This window comes from Enterobacter sp. MGH 33 (assembly GCF_000534535.1).
Classification (GTDB): domain Bacteria; phylum Pseudomonadota; class Gammaproteobacteria; order Enterobacterales; family Enterobacteriaceae; genus Enterobacter; species Enterobacter hormaechei_C.
The window spans coordinates 3283931-3303647 of record NZ_KI973212.1; the positions used below are offsets into that span (position 1 = coordinate 3283931).

The 19717-nt window shown below is 59.6% G+C and carries 11 protein-coding genes; 10 read left to right on the forward strand and 1 reads right to left on the reverse strand.

Annotation, left to right across the window (positions count from 1 at the left end; all coding sequences use genetic code 11):
* The first annotated feature begins 118 nt into the window (after window positions 1–118).
* Window positions 119–3448: a diguanylate cyclase gene (locus L379_RS08685; protein WP_032654210.1), complete on the forward strand. Its 3330-nt coding sequence runs from the start codon at window positions 119–121 to the stop codon at window positions 3446–3448.
* Here L379_RS08685 and alkA read toward each other — a convergent pair.
* Window positions 3413–4285, reverse strand: coding sequence for a DNA-3-methyladenine glycosylase 2 (alkA, locus tag L379_RS08680; RefSeq protein WP_032654211.1), 873 nt, complete (start codon window positions 4283–4285; stop codon window positions 3413–3415). The genes L379_RS08685 and alkA overlap by 36 nt on opposite strands.
* 130 nt (window positions 4286–4415) lie before the next feature.
* Between alkA and yegD the strand changes: the two genes are divergently transcribed.
* The 9 genes from yegD to yegS all read left to right on the forward strand — a co-directional run bounded on the left by yegD (window position 4416) and on the right by yegS (window position 19660).
* Window positions 4416–5768 carry a molecular chaperone gene (gene yegD, locus L379_RS08675; RefSeq protein WP_017383266.1) on the forward strand — a complete coding sequence of 451 codons (1353 nt, stop codon included), beginning with the start codon at window positions 4416–4418 and terminating at the stop codon, window positions 5766–5768.
* A 216-nt stretch (window positions 5769–5984) separates the two neighbouring features.
* Complete coding sequence (locus tag L379_RS08670) at window positions 5985–7187, forward strand: MdtA/MuxA family multidrug efflux RND transporter periplasmic adaptor subunit (RefSeq protein WP_032654214.1); 1203 nt, start codon at window positions 5985–5987, stop codon at window positions 7185–7187.
* Window positions 7187–10309, forward strand: coding sequence for an MdtB/MuxB family multidrug efflux RND transporter permease subunit (locus L379_RS08665; protein ID WP_032654218.1), 3123 nt, complete (start codon window positions 7187–7189; stop codon window positions 10307–10309). The genes L379_RS08670 and L379_RS08665 overlap by 1 nt, the downstream gene beginning before the upstream one ends.
* A complete protein-coding gene (gene mdtC, locus L379_RS08660; RefSeq protein WP_017693079.1) occupies window positions 10310–13387 on the forward strand; it encodes a multidrug efflux RND transporter permease subunit MdtC in 3078 nt (1025 codons plus the stop codon). It begins immediately after the preceding gene.
* Window positions 13388–14803, forward strand: coding sequence for an MFS transporter (locus tag L379_RS08655; protein WP_015572366.1), 1416 nt, complete (start codon window positions 13388–13390; stop codon window positions 14801–14803).
* Window positions 14800–16203: an envelope stress sensor histidine kinase BaeS gene (gene baeS, locus L379_RS08650; RefSeq protein WP_015572365.1), complete on the forward strand. Its 1404-nt coding sequence runs from the start codon at window positions 14800–14802 to the stop codon at window positions 16201–16203. The genes L379_RS08655 and baeS overlap by 4 nt, the downstream gene beginning before the upstream one ends.
* Complete coding sequence (gene baeR / locus L379_RS08645; RefSeq protein ID WP_015572364.1) at window positions 16200–16922, forward strand: envelope stress response regulator BaeR; 723 nt, start codon at window positions 16200–16202, stop codon at window positions 16920–16922. The genes baeS and baeR overlap by 4 nt, the downstream gene beginning before the upstream one ends.
* Before the next feature lie 228 nt (window positions 16923–17150).
* Window positions 17151–18512 (forward strand): prephenate-dependent tRNA uridine(34) hydroxylase TrhP, encoded by a 1362-nt coding sequence (gene yegQ / locus L379_RS08640; RefSeq protein ID WP_017383261.1) that lies wholly within the window; start codon window positions 17151–17153, stop codon window positions 18510–18512.
* Between the two features lie 248 nt (window positions 18513–18760).
* Window positions 18761–19660, forward strand: a complete 900-nt coding sequence (gene yegS, locus L379_RS08635; RefSeq protein ID WP_015572360.1) for a lipid kinase YegS — start codon at window positions 18761–18763, stop codon at window positions 19658–19660.
* The last annotated feature ends 57 nt before the right edge of the window (window positions 19661–19717 follow it).

Sequence of the window (19717 nt, forward strand, 5' to 3'; positions counted from 1 at the left end):
AAAATCTGACCACTCAGCATATGAATTGTAAAATGTTTGTACTAGCATAAACCAAATTATTAATTTCACGCGTCCGGACCTGGCTCCTGACAACATGGCGTCCCTGGATAGAGCGGTAATGAATAAACAATACCAGCGGGTTTTGGTTACTACCCCACATCCTTTACTGCGGCTTGTCTGTCTGGGTCTGGTCACGTTCATCTTCACCTTATTTTCCCTCGAGCTGACTCGCTTCGGTACGCTGCTGGCGCCACTATGGTTCCCGACTTCAATTATGATGGTGGCGTTTTACCGCCATGCGGGAAAAATGTGGCCCGGCATTGCGCTCGCCTGCTCCTTTGGCAATATTTTTGCCTCGTGGATGCTCTTCTCATGGGCATCGATCAACATCACCTACACGGCGATCAATATCATTGAGGCCACGGTTGGCGCGCTGTTACTGCGTAAGCTGCTCCCCTGGTATAATCCGCTGCAAAACCTCAACGACTGGGTCCGGCTTGCCCTCGGCAGTGCCCTGGTGCCGCCGCTGGTGGGGGGCGTTCTGGTTCATTTTCTGGTGCCGAGCGCGGAGCCGCTGCGTAATTTCCTTGTCTGGGTACTTTCAGAAGCCATTGGCGCACTGGCGCTGGTGCCGTTAGGTCTGCTGTTTAAGCCGCATTACCTGCTGCGCCACCGCAACCCGAAACTGCTGCTGGAAACGCTGGTGACCCTGGTCGTCACGCTGGTTCTTAGCTGGACGGCAATCACCTGGCTGCCGTGGCCATTCACCTGCATTATCGTTCTGCTGATGTGGAGCGCGGTCCGTCTGCCGCGTATGGAAGCGTTCCTGATATTTTTATTCACCATCATGATGGTGTCCCTGATGATGGCGCGAAATCCGCTCTCCATGACGCCCTCCAGCATGATCGTCACCTTCAACGCGCCGTGGCTCCCCTTCCTGATGATGCTGCTCCCCGCCAACATTATGACGATGGTGATGTATGCCTTCAGGGCCGAGCGTAAACATATTACGGAAAGCGAAGAACGTTTTCGCAATGCGATGGAGTATTCCGCGATTGGTATGGCGCTGGTGGGCATTGAGGGCCAGTGGCTCCAGGCCAACAAGGCGCTGTGCAATTTCCTCGGTTACAGCCAGTCTGAGCTTCAGTCGCTCACGTTCCAGCAGTTAACCTGGCCGGAAGATTTAAATACCGACCTGGAGCAGTTGCAACAGCTGATTCACGGCGAGATCAACACCTACACCCTTGAAAAACGCTACTACACCCGCAGCGGCGAGGTGGTGTGGGCGCTGCTGGCCGTCTCCGTTGTGCGCCATGCCGACGGCACGCCGCTCTACTTTATTGCCCAGATTGAAGACATCAACGATCTGAAACAGACCGAGTGGGTGAATAAGCGTCTGATGGAGCGTATCACTCTCGCTAACGAAGCCGGCGGAATCGGGATTTGGGAGTGGGATCTCGAGCCGGACGTAATCAGCTGGGATAAACGGATGTTTGAGCTGTACGAGATCCCCTCGCACATTAAACCCACCTGGCAGCTCTGGCATGCGGCCATGGTGCCTGAAGATCGTACGCACGCCGAACAGGTCCTGCGTGAGTCACTCCAGGCCAGGGTACCTTTCAAGCTGGAATTTCGCATTCGCGTCAAGGATGGCATTCGCCACATTCGTTCGCTGGCGAACCGGGTGCTGAACAAACAGGGCGAAGTGGAGCGGCTGTTAGGGATCAACATGGATATGACCGAGGTGAAGCAGCTGAACGAGGCGCTGTTCCAGGAAAAAGAGCGCCTGCATATCACCCTCGACTCCATCGGCGAAGCGGTGCTGTGTACCGACATCGACATGAACATCACCTTTATGAACCCGGTCGCCGAGAAGATGAGCGGCTGGTCGCAAAGCGAAGCGCTGGGTCAGCCCATTCTGAAGGTGCTGCACATTACCTTCGGCGAGAACGGTCCGTTAATGGAAAACATCCACAGCGGCGATATGTCCCGTACCGATATCGAACAGGATGTGGTGCTTAACTGCCGCAATGGCGGCAGTTTCGACATTCATTACAGCATAACCCCCCTCAGCACTCTGGAAGGACACACCATCGGCTCGGTGCTGGTGATTCAGGACGTCACCGAGTCGCGCAAAATGCTGCGCCAGCTGAGCTACAGCGCTTCCCATGACGCCCTTACCCACCTGGCGAACCGCGTCAGCTTTGAAAACCATCTTAAGCGCCTGTTGCAGACGGTACAGGAGACCCATCAGCGTCACGCGCTGGTCTTTATCGATCTTGACCGTTTTAAGGCGGTGAACGATACGGCAGGCCACGCGGCGGGCGACGCTCTCCTGCGCGAACTCTCTTCGCTGATGCTGACCATGCTGCGCTCCAGCGACGTGCTGGCGCGTCTGGGCGGCGACGAGTTTGGCCTGCTGCTGCCGGACTGCAACGTCGAAAGCGCACGCTATATTGCGGGCCGGTTGATCGACGCCATCAACAACTATCATTTTTCCTGGGAAGGACGCCTGCACCGCATTGGCGCCAGCGCGGGGATTACGCTGATTGACGACACCAATTACCAGGCTGCGGAAGTGATGTCTCAGGCCGATATCGCCTGCTACGCCTCGAAAAACAGCGGGCGCGGCGTGGTCACCGTCTACGAACCCCAGCAGGAGCGGATCCACAGCACGCGCAGCATGATGTCGCTGGATGAGCAGTGGCACATGATTAAAGATAACCATCTGCTGATGATCGCCCGCAGCGTCGCCTCGCCGCGCATTCCCGAGAGCAGTAGCTTCTGGCTGATTTCCTTGCGGCTGTGGACCAGCCAGGGAGAAGTGCTGGAAGAGCATGCCTTCCGCGCCGGGCTGGCGGAGCCGGAGCTGCTGCACGCCCTGGACCGACGGATATTCAGCGAATTTTTCCGTACCTATGCCGCACAGGTGGCGGCCAAAGGAATGGGCGTCGCGCTGCCGCTCTCAGAAGCGGGTTTAGCCAGCGTCACGCTGGTGGATGAGCTGCTCGACCTCATTACCAAAGGTCCGCTGCCGGCGCGGCTGCTGCATCTGGCGATCGCCGTTGATGTGCTGAGCAATACGGATGAAAACGTGCAGCAGGGTCTGCAAAAGCTTCGTCAGGCCGGCTGTCGCGTGGTGCTGACCCGGGTCGGACGCGATATGAACGTCTTCAGCCAGCTCAGCGCCAATACCGCTGATTATCTGCTGCTGGATGCAGACGTGGTGACCAACGTCCACGGCAATCTGATGGATGAGATGATGGTGACAATCATTCAGGGCCACGCCCAGCGTCTGGGCATAAAAACCATTGCCGGGCCATGCCATCAGTCAATCATGATGGATACGCTGTCGGGCATCGGCGTTGATTTTATTTACGGCGACACCATCGGGGAAGCGCAGCCGCTCGATCTACTGCTGAATACCAGCTATTTCGCCATCAACTGACGGCGACCAGCCGTCGGTGTACCAGATATGTAACAGCGCATACGAGCGCCACGGCTGCCAGCGCTCGGCATAGCGACGGATCTGCGCGGGCGTCATACCGGCAAAGCGCTGTTTAATCAGATAGTCATCCGGCAGGAAAACATCCTTCGCCTGCCAGCCGCGCAGGGCCAGATAATTCGCGGTCCAGCGCCCGATGCCGGGGCGCTGCTGTAGCGCCTTCATCCCGGCCTCAACGTTCGCAGGCGGGAATAGCGGGAATTCACCGTCCACCACCGACTGCGCCAGATGAATCAACGACTCCGCACGCCTGAGCGGCATCCCGAGGGCTTTCAATGCCAGCGGTTCTGCCGCGGCCAGCACCTCTGGAGGAGGAAAGCAGAGATAGCCCGGCGCATCCTCAATGGGTTCACCGCACAGCGCCACCACCCGTGACGCCAGTTTTGCCGCCATCGCCACGCTCACCAGTTGCCCGAGAATGGCGCGCACGCCCTGCTCGTATGCATCCATCGCGCCCGGCAAACGTAAGCCCGGCCGCGCCGCGCCGAGATCGCCGAGGGTCTGCGCAATGTGCAGCGGGTCGCAATCGAGGTCAAACAGGCGGGAGATGCGGTCGAGGCAGATATCCGCCACCGGGATCAGGCCAGGGCTGAGCGACACCGCCAGCGTAGGGGTTGCGCTGTCTGGCGTAACCCGGAAAATGCCCTGGTGCCCGGCATAGCCAAAACTGCGCTCGTAGTAATCCTCCGTAACGGTTTCAACCCCCGTGACCGCACGCGCGGCAAGAAAGCCAAACATCCACGACCAGTCGTAGGGCGGTTGCCAGTTCAGGGTGTACATCGTCTCTCCTTTTGTATTTACCTCAGCATAAACCGAAAGATCGCCTTGCGCCTTGCTTTCATATTCCTGTTGTCGCCTGGCAGACATTTCGCTAAAGTCTCGCCCCTTCTCACCGGCATGGGGATTTATTGTGTTTATTGGATTCGACTACGGCACCGCAAACTGCTCGGTTGCGATAATGCAAAACGGACAACCGCAGCTCCTGAAAATGGAAAACGGCAGTACGCTGTTGCCGTCAATGCTTTGTGCGCCCACGCGTGAAGCGGTGAGCGAGTGGCTGTTCCGCCACCATCAGGTTCCGGCCACGGCGGCGGAGACCCAGGCGCTGCTGCGCCGTGCGGTCAGCTTTAACCGCGAGGAAGATATCGACGTTACCCCGTCCAGCGTGCAGTTCGGCCTCTCTTCCCTCGGGCAGTACATTGAAGACCCGGAAGAGGTCTACTTCGTTAAATCGCCGAAATCCTTCCTCGGCGCCAGCGGCCTGAAGCCGCAGCAGGTGGCGATGTTTGAAGATCTGGTCTGCGCGATGATGCTGCACATCCGCAATCAGGCGCAGTCCCAGGTGCCGGATGCCATCACCCAGGCGGTGATTGGCCGTCCGATTAACTTTCAGGGGCTGGGCGGCGACGAAGCCAACCAGCAGGCGCAGGGGATCCTTGAGCGTGCAGCGCACCGGGCAGGCTTCCGTGACGTGGTGTTCCAGTATGAGCCGGTTGCGGCGGGGCTGGATTTTGAAGCCACGCTGACGGAAGAGAAACGGGTGCTGGTGGTGGACATCGGCGGCGGTACGACGGACTGTTCATTACTGCTGATGGGTCCCCAGTGGCATCACCGTCGCGATCGTGAAAATAGTCTGCTGGGGCACAGCGGCTGCCGCGTGGGCGGTAACGATCTTGATATTGCCCTGGCCTTCAAGAGCCTGATGCCGCTGCTCGGTATGGGCGGTCAAACCGAGAAAGGCATCGCCCTGCCGATCCTGCCATGGTGGAACGCGATTGCCATCAACGACGTCCCTGCCCAGAGTGATTTTTACAGCACCGCGAATGGCCGTTTCCTCAACGATCTGGTGCGTGATGCGCAGGATGCAGAGAAGGTCGCACTTCTGTATAAGGTGTGGCGTCAGCGCCTGAGCTACCGGGTGGTGCGCACCGCCGAAGAGAGCAAAATTGCCCTTTCCGATCGTCCAGAGCATGCGGTTTCGCTGCCGTTTATCAGTGACGATCTGGCTACGGCAATCACCCAGGAAGGGCTGGAAATGGCGCTCACTCAGCCGCTTCAGCGTATTCTGGAGCAGGTGCAACTGGCGCTTGAGAACGGCAACGTGAAGCCGGACGTAATTTACCTGACTGGCGGTAGCGCCCGTTCGCCGCTGATCAAGAAAGCGCTGGCGGAACAGCTGCCGGGGATCCCGATTGCCGGCGGCGATGACTTTGGCTCCGTTACGGCAGGGCTGGCGCGCTGGGCGCAGGTGGTGTTTAGCTAATGGGGTTGTGCCGGGTGGCGGCTTCGCCTTACCCGGCCTACAAGATCCTCCAACCGTAGGCCGGGTAAGCGCAGCGCCACCCGGCGAAGGCGAAACCGCTGCGCCACACTCAGACAATTCCCGACAGTCTTCCATATTTCCTCCATTTTTTCGCTGTGTTAGCTGACTAAACTAGTATCATTCCCCGAAAGAGTTTCAGGATGAGAACGTATAACGATGAAAGGCAGTAACAAATCCCGCTGGGCAATCGCCGTTGGTCTGATTGTGGTGGTCCTGGCCGCCGCCTGGTATTGGCACAGCCAGTCCGCGAACTCCACGGCACCTGCTGGCGCTAATAGCCCCTCACAACGCTCAACGGGCGGCGGGCGCCACGCTATGCGCGGCGGTGCGCTGGCACCGGTGCAGGCGGCAACGGCGGTGAATAAAACGGTGCCTCGTTATCTCTCCGGGCTGGGAACCATCACCGCCGCCAACACCGTGACGGTACGTAGCCGCGTGGACGGTCAGTTGATGGCCATCCATTTCCAGGAAGGTCAGCAGGTAAAAGCCGGCGATCTGCTGGCGGAAATCGATCCAAGCCAGTTTAAGGTTGCCCTGGCGCAGGCGCAGGGGCAGCTCGCGAAAGACAAAGCCACCCTCGCCAATGCCCGCCGCGATTTAGCCCGCTATCAGCAGCTGGTAAAAACCAACCTCGTGTCGCGCCAGGAGCTGGACACCCAGCAGTCTCTGGTCAGTGAATCTCAGGGCACCATCAAGGCCGACGAAGCCGCGGTCGCCAGCGCCCAGCTCCAGCTCGACTGGAGCCGGATCACCGCGCCGATTGACGGCCGCGTAGGCCTGAAACAGGTTGATATCGGCAACCAAATCTCCAGCGGCGATACCACGGGCATCGTGGTGATCACCCAGACGCATCCTATCGATCTCGTTTTTACCCTGCCGGAAAGCGACATTGCGACGGTGATACAGGCGCAGAAGGCCGGAAAAGCGCTGGTGGTTGAAGCCTGGGATCGCACCAACAAGCAGAAGCTGAGCGAAGGTTCGCTGTTGAGCCTGGATAACCAGATCGACACCACCACCGGCACCATTAAGCTAAAAGCACGCTTCAACAATCAGGACGATGCGCTGTTCCCGAATCAGTTCGTCAACGCGCGAATGCTGGTCGCGACCGAAGAAAACGCGGTAGTGATCCCGACGGCGGCCCTGCAAATGGGCAGTGAAGGCAACTTTGTCTGGGTGCTGAACAGCGAAAACAAGGTCAGCAAACACCTGGTGAAAACCGGCATCCAGGACAGCCAGACGGTGGTGATCAGCGCCGGGCTGTCCGCTGGCGACCGCGTCGTGACCGACGGTATTGACCGTCTGACCGAAGGGGCGCAGGTCGAGGTGGTGGAAGCGCAGGATACAGGAGCAAAAGCCTGATGCAGGTGATGCCGCCGAGCTCTACAGGTGGGCCATCACGCCTGTTTATCTTACGTCCGGTTGCGACGACCCTGCTGATGGTGGCGATCCTGCTGGCCGGGTTCATTGGCTACCGTTTTCTGCCCGTGTCGGCGCTGCCGGAAGTGGACTACCCGACCATTCAGGTTGTCACCCTCTATCCGGGCGCCAGTCCGGATGTGGTGACGTCCGCCATCACCGCCCCGCTGGAGCGTCAGTTTGGCCAGATGTCTGGCCTGAAGCAAATGTCCTCCCAGAGCTCCGGTGGCGCTTCGGTCGTCACGCTTCAGTTCCAGCTCACGCTGTCGCTGGACGTCGCTGAGCAGGAGGTGCAGGCCGCGATTAACGCCGCCACAAACCTGCTGCCGTCTGACCTGCCGAATCCACCTGTTTACAGCAAGGTCAACCCGGCGGATCCGCCGATCATGACCCTTGCCGTCACCTCCTCCGCCATGCCGATGACCCAAGTGGAAGACATGGTTGAAACCCGCGTGGCGCAGAAGATTTCGCAGGTGACCGGCGTGGGGCTGGTGACGCTGGCGGGCGGTCAACGCCCCGCCGTGCGCGTCAAACTGAATGCCCAGGCCATTGCCGCGCTGGGGTTAACCAGCGAAACCATTCGCACCGCCATCAGCAGCGCCAACGTCAACTCAGCGAAGGGTTCGCTGGACGGCCCGACCCGCGCGGTCACGCTCTCCGCCAACGACCAGATGCAGTCCGCCGATGAGTACCGTCAGCTGATCATTGCCTACCAGAACGGCGCGCCGATCCGTTTGGGCGACGTGGCAACCGTTGAACAAGGCGCGGAAAACAGCTGGCTCGGGGCGTGGGCCAATAAGCAGCAGGCGATTGTCATGAACGTTCAGCGCCAGCCGGGCGCGAACATTATTGATACCGCCGACAGCATTCGCACCATGCTGCCGCAGCTGGTGGAAAGCCTGCCAAAATCGGTCAGCGTGAAAGTGCTCTCTGACCGCACCACGAATATTCGCGCGTCAGTGACCGACACCCAGTTCGAGCTGATGCTGGCGATTGCGCTGGTGGTGATGATCATCTACCTGTTCCTGCGCAACGTCCCGGCAACCATCATTCCCGCCGTCGCCGTGCCGCTCTCGCTGGTCGGAACGTTCGCGGTGATGGTGTTCCTCGACTTCTCGATTAACAACCTGACGCTGATGGCGCTCACCATCGCCACCGGGTTTGTGGTGGACGACGCCATCGTGGTAATCGAGAACATCTCGCGCTATATCGAAAAAGGTGAAAAGCCGTTAGCCGCCGCGCTGAAGGGCGCGGGGGAGATTGGCTTTACCATTATCTCACTCACCTTCTCGCTGATTGCGGTGCTGATCCCGCTGCTGTTTATGGGCGATATCGTCGGGCGGCTGTTCCGCGAGTTTGCCGTGACGCTGGCGGTCGCCATTCTGATCTCTGCCGTGGTGTCGCTGACGCTGACGCCGATGATGTGCGCCCGCATGCTGAGCCACGAGTCCTTGCGCAAGCAAAACCGCTTCTCGCGCGCCTCCGAGCGGATGTTCGAGCGCATTATCGCCGCCTACGGCCGCGTGCTGGCGAAAGTGCTGAACCATCCGTGGGCAACGCTCGGCGTGGCGCTCGGCACCCTGGCGCTCAGCGTCATGCTGTGGATTTTCATTCCGAAAGGCTTCTTCCCGATTCAGGACAACGGCATTATTCAGGGCACGCTTCAGGCGCCGCAGACGGTCTCCTTCGCCAACATGGCGCAGCGCCAGCAGCAGGTGTCTGAGATCATCATGAAAGATCCGGCGGTGGAAAGCCTGACTGCCTACGTGGGCGTGGACGGCACCAACCCGTCGCTCAACAGCGCGCGCCTGCAAATTAACCTTAAACCGCTCGATGACCGCGACGATCGCGTTAACGCGGTGATTGAACGCCTGCAAAGCGCGGTGGCGCGCGTGCCGGGCATTGAGCTGTATCTGCAACCGATCCAGGATTTAACCATTGATACGCAGGTGAGCCGCACGCAGTACCAGTTTACGCTCCAGGCCACCTCGCTTGAGGCACTGAGCACCTGGGTGCCGCAGCTGGTGGACAAGCTGAAAGCACTGCCGCAGGTTTCTGACGTCAGCAGCGACTGGCAGGATAAAGGGCTGGCGGCGTACGTGAACGTCAACCGCGACACCGCCAGCCGTCTGGGCATTACCATGTCCGACGTGGATAACGCCCTGTATAACGCCTTTGGCCAGCGCCTGATCTCCACCATCTATACCCAGGCCAACCAGTATCGCGTGGTGCTGGAACATAACACCGAGAACACGCCCGGGCTGGCCGCGCTGGACACGGTGCGCCTGACCAGCAAAGACAGCGGGATTGTGCCGCTCAGCGCCATTGCCAGCGTGGAAGAGCGTCACACCCCGCTGTCGATTAACCATCTCGATCAGTTCCCGTCCACCACCATTTCCTTCAACGTGCCGGACGGCTATTCCCTGGGCGAAGCGGTGGAGGCCATTCTGGGCGCGGAGAAAGAACTCAGCTTCCCGTCCGATATTCAGACCCAGTTCCAGGGCAGTACGCTGGCGTTCCAGGCCGCGCTGGGCAGCACCGTCTGGCTGATTGTCGCGGCGGTGGTGGCGATGTATATCGTGCTTGGCGTGCTGTATGAAAGCTTTATCCACCCGATCACCATCCTCTCCACACTGCCGACGGCGGGCGTGGGGGCGCTGCTGGCGCTGATGCTAGCGGGGAGCGAGCTGGACGTCATTGCGATCATCGGCATCATCCTGCTTATCGGCATCGTGAAGAAAAACGCCATCATGATGATCGACTTTGCGCTGGCCGCCGAGCGCGAGCAGGGTATGGCGCCGCGCGAGGCCATTTACCAGGCCTGTCTGCTGCGTTTTCGTCCGATCCTGATGACCACCCTCGCCGCCCTGCTGGGCGCGCTGCCGCTGATGCTGAGCACCGGCGTGGGGGCCGAACTGCGCCGTCCGCTGGGCATCGGGATGGTGGGCGGCCTGCTGGTGAGCCAGGTGCTGACGCTGTTTACCACGCCGGTTATCTACCTGCTGTTTGACCGTCTGGCCCTGTGGACGAAAAGCCGCTTCCCGAAACGTGAAGAGGAGGCGTAAGTGAAGTTTTTCGCCCTCTTCATTTACCGTCCGGTGGCGACGATTTTACTCTCCGTCGCTATTACCCTGTGCGGCGTGCTGGGCTTCCGGCTGCTGCCGGTGGCCCCGCTGCCGCAGGTCGATTTCCCGGTGATCATGGTCAGCGCCTCGCTGCCGGGTGCCTCGCCGGAGACCATGGCGTCATCGGTGGCGACGCCGCTTGAGCGCTCGCTTGGGCGAATTGCCGGGGTTAACGAGATGACCTCCAGCAGTTCGCTGGGCAGCACGCGCATCATTCTGGAATTTAACTTCGACCGGGACATCAACGGCGCGGCGCGTGACGTGCAGGCCGCGATAAACGCCGCCCAAAGCCTGCTGCCAAGCGGCATGCCGAGCCGTCCAACCTACCGCAAGGCTAACCCGTCCGACGCGCCGATCATGATCCTGACGCTCACGTCAGAGACCTACTCCCAGGGCGAGCTGTACGATTTTGCCTCCACCCAGCTGGCGCAAACCATCGCCCAGATTGACGGCGTGGGCGACGTGGACGTCGGCGGCAGCTCTCTGCCCGCTGTGCGCGTGGGGCTGAATCCGCAGGCGCTGTTTAACCAGGGCGTGTCGCTGGACGACGTGCGTTCCGCCATCAGCAACGCCAACGTGCGTAAGCCGCAGGGCGCGATTGAGGACAACAGCCACCGCTGGCAGATCCAGACCAACGATGAGCTGAAAACCGCCGCCGAGTATCAGCCGTTGATTATTCACTACAACAACGGTGCGGCGGTGCGCCTGAGCGACGTCGCCAGCGTCACCGATTCGGTGCAGGACGTGCGTAACGCCGGGATGACCAACGCCAAACCGGCGATTTTGCTGATGATCCGCAAACTGCCGGAAGCCAACATCATCCAGACGGTGAACAGCATCCGCGCGCGCCTGCCGGAGCTTCAGGAAACGATTCCGGCGGCCATCGACCTCCAGATTGCGCAGGACCGCTCCCCTACCATCCGCGCCTCGCTTGAGGAGGTAGAGCAAACGCTGATCATCTCCGTCGCGCTGGTGATCCTGGTGGTGTTCCTGTTCCTGCGCTCGGGGCGCGCCACGCTGATCCCGGCGGTGGCGGTTCCGGTATCGCTGATAGGCACCTTTGCCGCCATGTACCTGTGTGGGTTTAGTCTTAACAACCTGTCGCTGATGGCGCTGACGATTGCCACCGGGTTTGTAGTGGATGACGCCATCGTGGTGCTGGAGAATATCTCGCGCCATCTGGAAGCGGGCATGAAGCCGCTCCAGGCGGCGCTTCAGGGGACGCGCGAAGTGGGCTTCACGGTCCTGTCCATGAGCCTGTCGCTGGTGGCGGTGTTCCTGCCGCTGCTGCTGATGGGCGGCCTGCCGGGGCGACTGCTGCGCGAATTTGCCGTCACGCTTTCCGTCGCCATCGGTATCTCCCTGGTGATTTCGCTGACGCTGACGCCGATGATGTGCGGCTGGATGCTAAAGCGCAGCCAACCTCACTCGCAGCCGCGCAGGAAAGGCTTTGGCCGCGTCCTGATGGCGATGCAGTCAGGCTATGGCAAATCGCTGAAATGGGTGCTGAACCACACGCGTCTTGTCGGGCTGGTGCTGATCGGCACCATTGTGCTCAACGTCTGGATGTATATCACCATCCCGAAAACCTTCTTCCCGGAGCAGGATACCGGCGTGCTGATGGGCGGTATTCAGGCGGACCAGAGTATTTCGTTCCAGGCGATGCGGGGCAAACTGCAAGACTTTATGAAAATCATCCGGGAAGATCCGGCCGTGGATAACGTCACCGGCTTTACCGGCGGCTCACGCGTTAACAGCGGGATGATGTTTATTACCCTTAAGCCGCGCGGTGAACGTCACGAAACGGCGCAGCAGATCATTGACCGCCTGCGGCTGAAGCTTGCCAAAGAGCCGGGGGCAAATCTGTTTTTGATGGCCGTTCAGGATATTCGCGTCGGCGGACGACAGGCTAACGCCAGCTATCAGTACACCCTGCTCTCGGATGACTTAGCCGCCCTGCGCGAATGGGAGCCGAAGATCCGTAAAGCGCTGGCCGCGCTGCCGCAGCTGGCGGACGTGAACTCCGACAGCCAGAATAACGGCGCCGAGATGGCGCTCACCTACGATCGCGAAACCATGTCCCGCCTGGGCATTAACGTTGAAGCGGCCAACAGCCTGCTTAACAACGCCTTCGGGCAGCGTGAAGTCTCCACCATCTATCAGCCGATGAACCAGTACAAGGTGGTGATGGAAGTTGATCCGCGCTACACCCAGGACATCAGCGCGCTGGACAAGATGTTTGTGATCAATAATGACGGCAAGGCGATCCCGCTGTCGTACTTCGCCAGCTGGCAGCCGTCGAACGCGCCGCTGTCGGTGAACCACCAGGGGCTTTCCGCCGCCTCGACCGTGTCGTTTAACCTGCCAACCGGCTCGTCGCTGTCTGAGGCCAGCGACGCCATCAACCGCGCCATGACCCAGCTCGGGGTGCCCTCCTCCGTGCGCGGCAGCTTTGCCGGTACGGCGCAGGTGTTCCAGGACACCATGAACTCGCAGGTCATTTTGATTCTGGCGGCTATTGCCACGGTTTATATCGTGCTGGGCGTGCTGTACGAAAGCTATGTGCACCCGTTGACCATTCTCTCCACGCTTCCCTCTGCGGGCGTGGGGGCGCTGCTGGCGCTGGAGCTGTTCGGTGCCCCGTTCAGCCTAATCGCGCTCATCGGGATCATGCTATTAATAGGTATTGTGAAGAAAAACGCGATTATGATGGTCGACTTTGCCCTGGACGCCCAGCGTAACGGCAACCTGACGCCGGACGAGGCGATATTCCAGGCCTGTCTGCTGCGTTTTCGCCCGATCATGATGACCACGCTGGCCGCGCTGTTCGGTGCGCTACCGCTGGTCATATCCGGTGGTGACGGCTCTGAACTGCGCCAGCCGCTGGGGATCACGATTGTCGGCGGCCTGGTGATGAGCCAGCTGCTGACGCTCTACACCACGCCGGTAGTCTATCTGTTCTTTGACCGACTGCGGCTGCGTTTTTCGCGTAAAAAGAGAACCACGGTGACCGAGTAAATGACCGACCTACCCAGTAATGTTCGCTGGCAATTGTGGATCGTCGCGTTCGGCTTCTTTATGCAGTCGCTGGACACGACCATCGTGAACACCGCCCTCCCCTCGATGGCGAAAAGCCTGGGGGAGAGCCCGCTGCACATGCATATGGTGATTGTCGCCTACGTGCTGACGGTCGCCGTGATGCTGCCCGCCAGCGGCTGGCTGGCGGATAAAGTCGGTGTGCGAAACATCTTCTTCACCGCCATTGTGCTGTTTACCACCGGGTCGCTGTTTTGCGCCCAGGCCAATACCCTCGACCAGCTGGTGATGGCGCGCGTGCTACAGGGCGTCGGCGGCGCGATGATGGTGCCCGTCGGGCGGTTAACGGTGATGAAAATTGTTCCGCGCGCGCAGTATATGGCGGCGATGACCTTCGTCACCCTGCCCGGTCAGGTCGGCCCGCTGCTTGGCCCGGCGCTGGGCGGTATTCTGGTGGAGTATGCCTCCTGGCACTGGATCTTCCTGATCAACCTGCCGGTCGGTATTATCGGCGCGATTGCCACCCTGACGCTGATGCCGAACTATAAAATGCAGACCCGGCGCTTTGATTTCGTTGGCTTTATCCTGCTGGCGGCTGGCATGGCGACGCTCACCCTGGCCCTCGACGGGCAAAAAGGGCTGGGGATCTCCTCCCTGTCGCTCGCCCTGCTGGTGGCGCTGGGGATCACCGCGATTCTCTGGTATCTGTGGCATGCCAGAGGCAACGCTAACGCGCTGTTCAGCCTGAATCTGTTCAGAAATCCCACCTACCGTCTTGGTCTCTTCGGCAGCTTTGCCGGACGCATCGGCAGCGGCATGTTGCCGTTTATGACGCCGGTGTTTTTACAGATTGGGATGGGCTTCTCGCCGTTCCACGCCGGGCTGATGATGATCCCGATGGTGCTCGGCAGCATGGGGATGAAGCGTATTGTGGTGCAGGTGGTGAACCGCTTTGGCTATCGCCGGGTGCTGGTGACCGCCACGATCGGGCTGGCGTTGGTTTGCCTGCTGTTTATGGCCGTGGCGCTGCTGGGCTGGTACTACATCCTGCCGCTGGTGCTGTTCTGCCAGGGGATCATCAACTCCATGCGCTTCTCGTCGATGAACACCCTGACGCTGAAAGATCTGCCGGACGAGCTGGCGAGCAGCGGTAACAGCCTGCTGTCGATGATCATGCAGCTCTCCATGAGCGTGGGGGTCACGGTCGCCGGATTGCTGCTCGGCATGTACGGGCAGCACCATCTCAGCGCCGACACCCCCGTCGCGCATCAGGTATTTTTATACACTTACCTCAGCATGGCGGTAATTATCGCCCTGCCCGCTTTTATCTTTGTCAGAGTACCGAATGACACGACCAAAAACGTCGTGATCCGACGCGGCAAAAGGAGTGCACCATGAAATTCTGGCGTCCGGGGATCACCGGTAAGCTTTTTGTGGCGATTTTCGCCACCTGTATCGTTCTGCTGATTACCATGCACTGGGCGGTGCGGGTCAGCTTTGAGCGCGGCTTTATTGACTACATTAAGCACGGTAACGAACAGCGACTACAGGGCTTAAGCGACGCGCTGGGCGAACAGTATAGCCTGCACGGTAACTGGCGTTTTCTGCGCAATAACGATCGCTTTGTGTTTCAAATCCTGCGATCGCTGGAGCACGATAATGACGACGACCGCCCGGGGCCGGGCATGCCGCCGCACGGCTGGCGCACCCAGTTCTGGGTGATTGATCAGGAGATGCGCGTGCTCGTTGGACCACGCTCTCCGGTACCGCCGGACGGCACAAAGCGCGCCATTACTTCGAACGGCGCCACGGTGGGCTGGGTTATCGCCTCGCCGGTCGAGCGGCTGACGCGCAACACCGACATCAACTTTGACCGCCAGCAGCGTCAGACCAGCTGGCTGATTGTCGCGCTTTCTACCCTGCTTGCGGCGCTCGCCACCTTCCCGCTGGCGCGCGGCCTGCTGGCGCCGGTTAAGCGCCTGGTGGAAGGCACGCACAAGCTGGCGGCGGGTGATTTCTCGACCCGCGTGGACACCCGCAGCCAGGATGAACTGGGCAAGCTGGCGCAGGACTTCAACCAGCTCGCCAGCACGCTGGAAAAAAACCAGCAGATGCGCCGCGATTTTATGGCCGACATTTCGCACGAGTTGCGCACCCCGCTGGCGGTGCTGCGCGGCGAGCTGGAGGCGATTCAGGACGGCGTGCGGCAGTTCACCCCCGAGTCCGTGGCCTCGCTTCAGGCGGAAGTCGGCACGCTGACCAAGCTGGTGGACGATCTGCATCAGCTTTCCATGTCCGACGAAGGCGCCCTGGCCTACCAGAAAGCCCCAGTCGACGTGATCAATATCCTTGAAGTCGTGACCGGCGCATTCCGCGAGCGCTTCGCCAGCCGTGACCTGAAAATCAACCTCTCGCTGCCGGACAGCGCGGTGGTATTTGGCGACAGAGATCGCCTGATGCAGCTGTTCAATAATCTGCTGGAGAACAGCCTCCGCTACACCGACGGCGGCGGCGCGCTGCATATCTCCGGCAGGCAGGAAAACGGGCGCTTTGCCCTGACCTTTGCGGACTCCGCCCCTGGCGTGAAAGATGCGCAGCTGGAAAAACTGTTCGAGCGCTTCTATCGCACCGAAGGTTCACGCAACCGCGCCAGCGGCGGTTCCGGCCTTGGGCTGGCGATTTGCGTTAACATTGTTGAGGCCCACGGCGGCACCATCCGCGCCGCCCATTCGCCTTTTGGCGGGGTTAGCATTACAGTAGAGTTACCTCTGGAACGGGATTTATCGAGGGAAGCATGACCGAGTTACCGATTGACGACAACACACCGCGTATTTTGATCGTGGAAGACGAGCCTAAACTTGGGCAACTGCTGATCGACTATTTGCGTGCCGCAAGTTACGCGCCAACGCTTATCAGCCACGGCGACCAGGTGCTGCCCTACGTGCGCCAGACGCCGCCGGATCTGATCCTGCTGGATCTGATGCTGCCGGGTACCGACGGCCTGACCCTGTGCCGGGAAATTCGTCGTTTCTCCGATGTGCCCATCGTGATGGTGACGGCCAAAATCGAAGAGATCGACCGTCTGCTGGGGCTCGAAATCGGCGCCGACGATTACATCTGCAAGCCTTACAGCCCGCGGGAGGTGGTCGCTCGGGTGAAAACCATCCTCCGCCGCTGTAAGCCGCAGCGTGAATTGCAGGTGCTGGATGCGCAAAGCCCGCTGATCGTCGATGAAAGCCGCTTCCAGGCGAGCTGGCGCAGCAAACTATTGGATCTTACCCCAGCGGAGTTCCGCCTGCTGAAAACGCTCTCCCACGAGCCGGGAAAAGTGTTTTCCCGCGAACAGCTGCTCAACCATCTGTATGACGATTACCGCGTAGTGACCGACCGCACCATCGACAGTCACATCAAAAACCTGCGCCGCAAGCTGGAGGCACTGGACGCCGACCAGTCGTTTATTCGCGCGGTGTACGGCGTGGGTTATCGCTGGGAAGCGGATGCGTGCAGGATTGCCTGAATACCCCCCCTCACCCCAGCCCTCTCTCTCAAGGGAGAGGGGGCCGTCTGTGCAGGCATTATTTTGTGGGGAACCCTCAGCCCCAAAGGGGAGAGGGTTAGGGTGAGGGGCAAAGCTTTACCTCTCTTCCCCGCAGCGCTACAATGCCCGCCCTTAAAGTGGGGGATCTCCCCTTACCGCTGCACCAGGTGCACGCGGATCTGACCTGTCATCAGAACGAGAACAAACATGTTTAAACCGGAACTCCTTTCCCCGGCGGGAACGCTGCAAAATATGCGTTACGCTTTCGCCTATGGTGCCGACGCCGTTTACGCGGGCCAGCCGCGCTACTCGCTGCGCGTGCGTAACAACGAATTCAACCACGAGAATCTTCAGCTCGGCATCAATGAAGCGCATGCCCTGGGCAAAAAATTCTACGTGGTGGTGAACATCGCGCCGCACAACGCCAAGCTGAAAACGTTCATTCGCGACCTGAAGCCGGTCGTGGAGATGGGGCCGGACGCGCTGATCATGTCGGACCCGGGTTTAATCATGCTGGTTCGGGAGAACTTCCCGGAGATGGACATTCACCTCTCGGTGCAGGCTAACGCCGTCAACTGGGCAACGGTGAAATTCTGGAAACAGATGGGGCTGACCCGCGTCATTCTGTCCCGCGAGCTGTCCCTCGAAGAGATCGAAGAGATCCGCACCCAGGTGCCGGATATGGAGATCGAAATCTTCGTTCACGGCGCGCTGTGCATGGCCTACTCCGGCCGCTGCCTGCTCTCTGGCTACATCAACAAGCGTGACCCGAACCAGGGCACCTGCACCAACGCCTGCCGCTGGGAATATAACGTTCAGGAAGGCAAAGAAGATGACATCGGCAATATCGTGCACAAACACGAGCCGATCCCGGTCACCAACGTTGAGCCAACGCTGGGTATCGGCGCGCCTACCGACAGCGTGTTTATGATCGAAGAAGCCAAACGTCCGGGCGAATACATGACCGCATTCGAAGACGAGCATGGCACCTACATCATGAACTCCAAAGATCTGCGCGCCATCGCACACGTCGAGCGTTTAACCCAGATGGGCGTACACTCCCTGAAAATCGAAGGCCGCACCAAGTCTTACTACTACTGCGCCCGTACCGCACAGGTGTATCGCAAAGCCATCGACGATGCCGCCGCCGGCAAACCGTTCGACACCAGCCTGCTGGAAACGCTGGAAGGTCTGGCGCATCGCGGCTATACCGAAGGTTTCCTGCGTCGTCACACCCACGACGACTACCAGAACTACGAGCATGGCTACTCGATTTCCGAACGCCAGCAGTTTGTAGGCGACTTCACCGGCGAACGTAAAGGTCCGCTGGCCGCCGTCGCCGTAAAAAACAAATTCACTAAAGGCGACAGCCTGGAGCTGATGACGCCTCAGGGCAATATGAACTTCCGCCTGGAGCACCTGGAAAACAAAAAAGGTGAGGCGATAGAGGTCGCTCCTGGCGACGGCCATGTGGTCTGGCTGCCGGTTCCTGAAGAGGTAGAGCTGGAGTTTGCGCTGCTGATGCGTAATTTTGAAGGTGAAAATACCCGAAATCCACACGGCAAATAGTCAATCAACGGGATTTTTTCACGCTGGGATAATTCTTAGAATCGGATCACATACCGCTTCGTTCAATACGGGTATTATCCCCCCGCTGAAAAACATAACCCATAAATGCTAGCTGTACCAGGAACCACCTCCTTAGCCTGCGTAATCTCCCTTACGCGGGCTTATTTTTTGCCTTTCATCCTGTTCTTACCCGCTTTTTCCTTCTCTGGGATACACTCTTTCTATAGTTAAAAAAGGGAGCAACCCGGATGGCATCCTATCCAGACAGTTTATTAATTCTCAATGGCAAAAGTGCAGGCAACGATCTGTTGCGCCAGGCGATCACCGAATTGCGTGAAGATGGCGCGCGCATTCACGTGCGGGTGACCTTTGAAAAAGGCGATGCGGCACGCTATATCGACGAAGGCATCAGGTTAGGCGCTGAGACCATCATTTCAGGCGGCGGCGACGGAACAATCAACGAGATCGCTGGCGCGCTTATTGACCTCAACACAGCACATCGCCCGGTGATGGGCATTTTACCGCTCGGTACCGCCAATGATTTTGCCACCAGCGCCGGCATACCTGAGGATTTAGGCAAAGCGCTGCAACTGGCTATCCTCGGGAAAGCGACCGCCGTCGACATCGCGCAGGTGAATGAAAGAACCTGCTTTATCAACATGGCAACGGGCGGTTTCGGCACGCGGATCACCAGCGAAACGCCGGAGAAGCTGAAAGCCGCGCTGGGCGGCGTCTCGTACCTCATTCACGGCCTGATGCGCATGGACACCCTCAAGCCCGACAGTTGTGAAATCCACGGTGAGAACTTCCACTGGCAGGGCGACGCGCTGGTGATTGGTATCGGCAACGGACGTCAGGCAGGCGGCGGACAGCAGCTTTGCCCGGAAGCCCTGATTAATGATGGTCAGCTACAGCTGCGCATTTTTACTGGCGACGGGCTGCTGCCCGCGCTGTTTACGACGCTGACGCAGCCAGAGGAGAGCCCCAATATTATCGCCGGGAAATCCGCGTGGTTTGAAGTGATCGCCCCACACGGCATGACCTTTAACCTTGATGGCGAACCGCTGAGCGGAGAGAAATTCCGCATCGAAGTTGTTCCGGGCGCGTTGCAGTGCCGATTACCGCCGGATTGTCAGCTCTTGCGCTGATGGTTTGCCGGGTGGCGGCTACGCCTTACCCGGCCTACAGGACCGATCGCGTAGTCG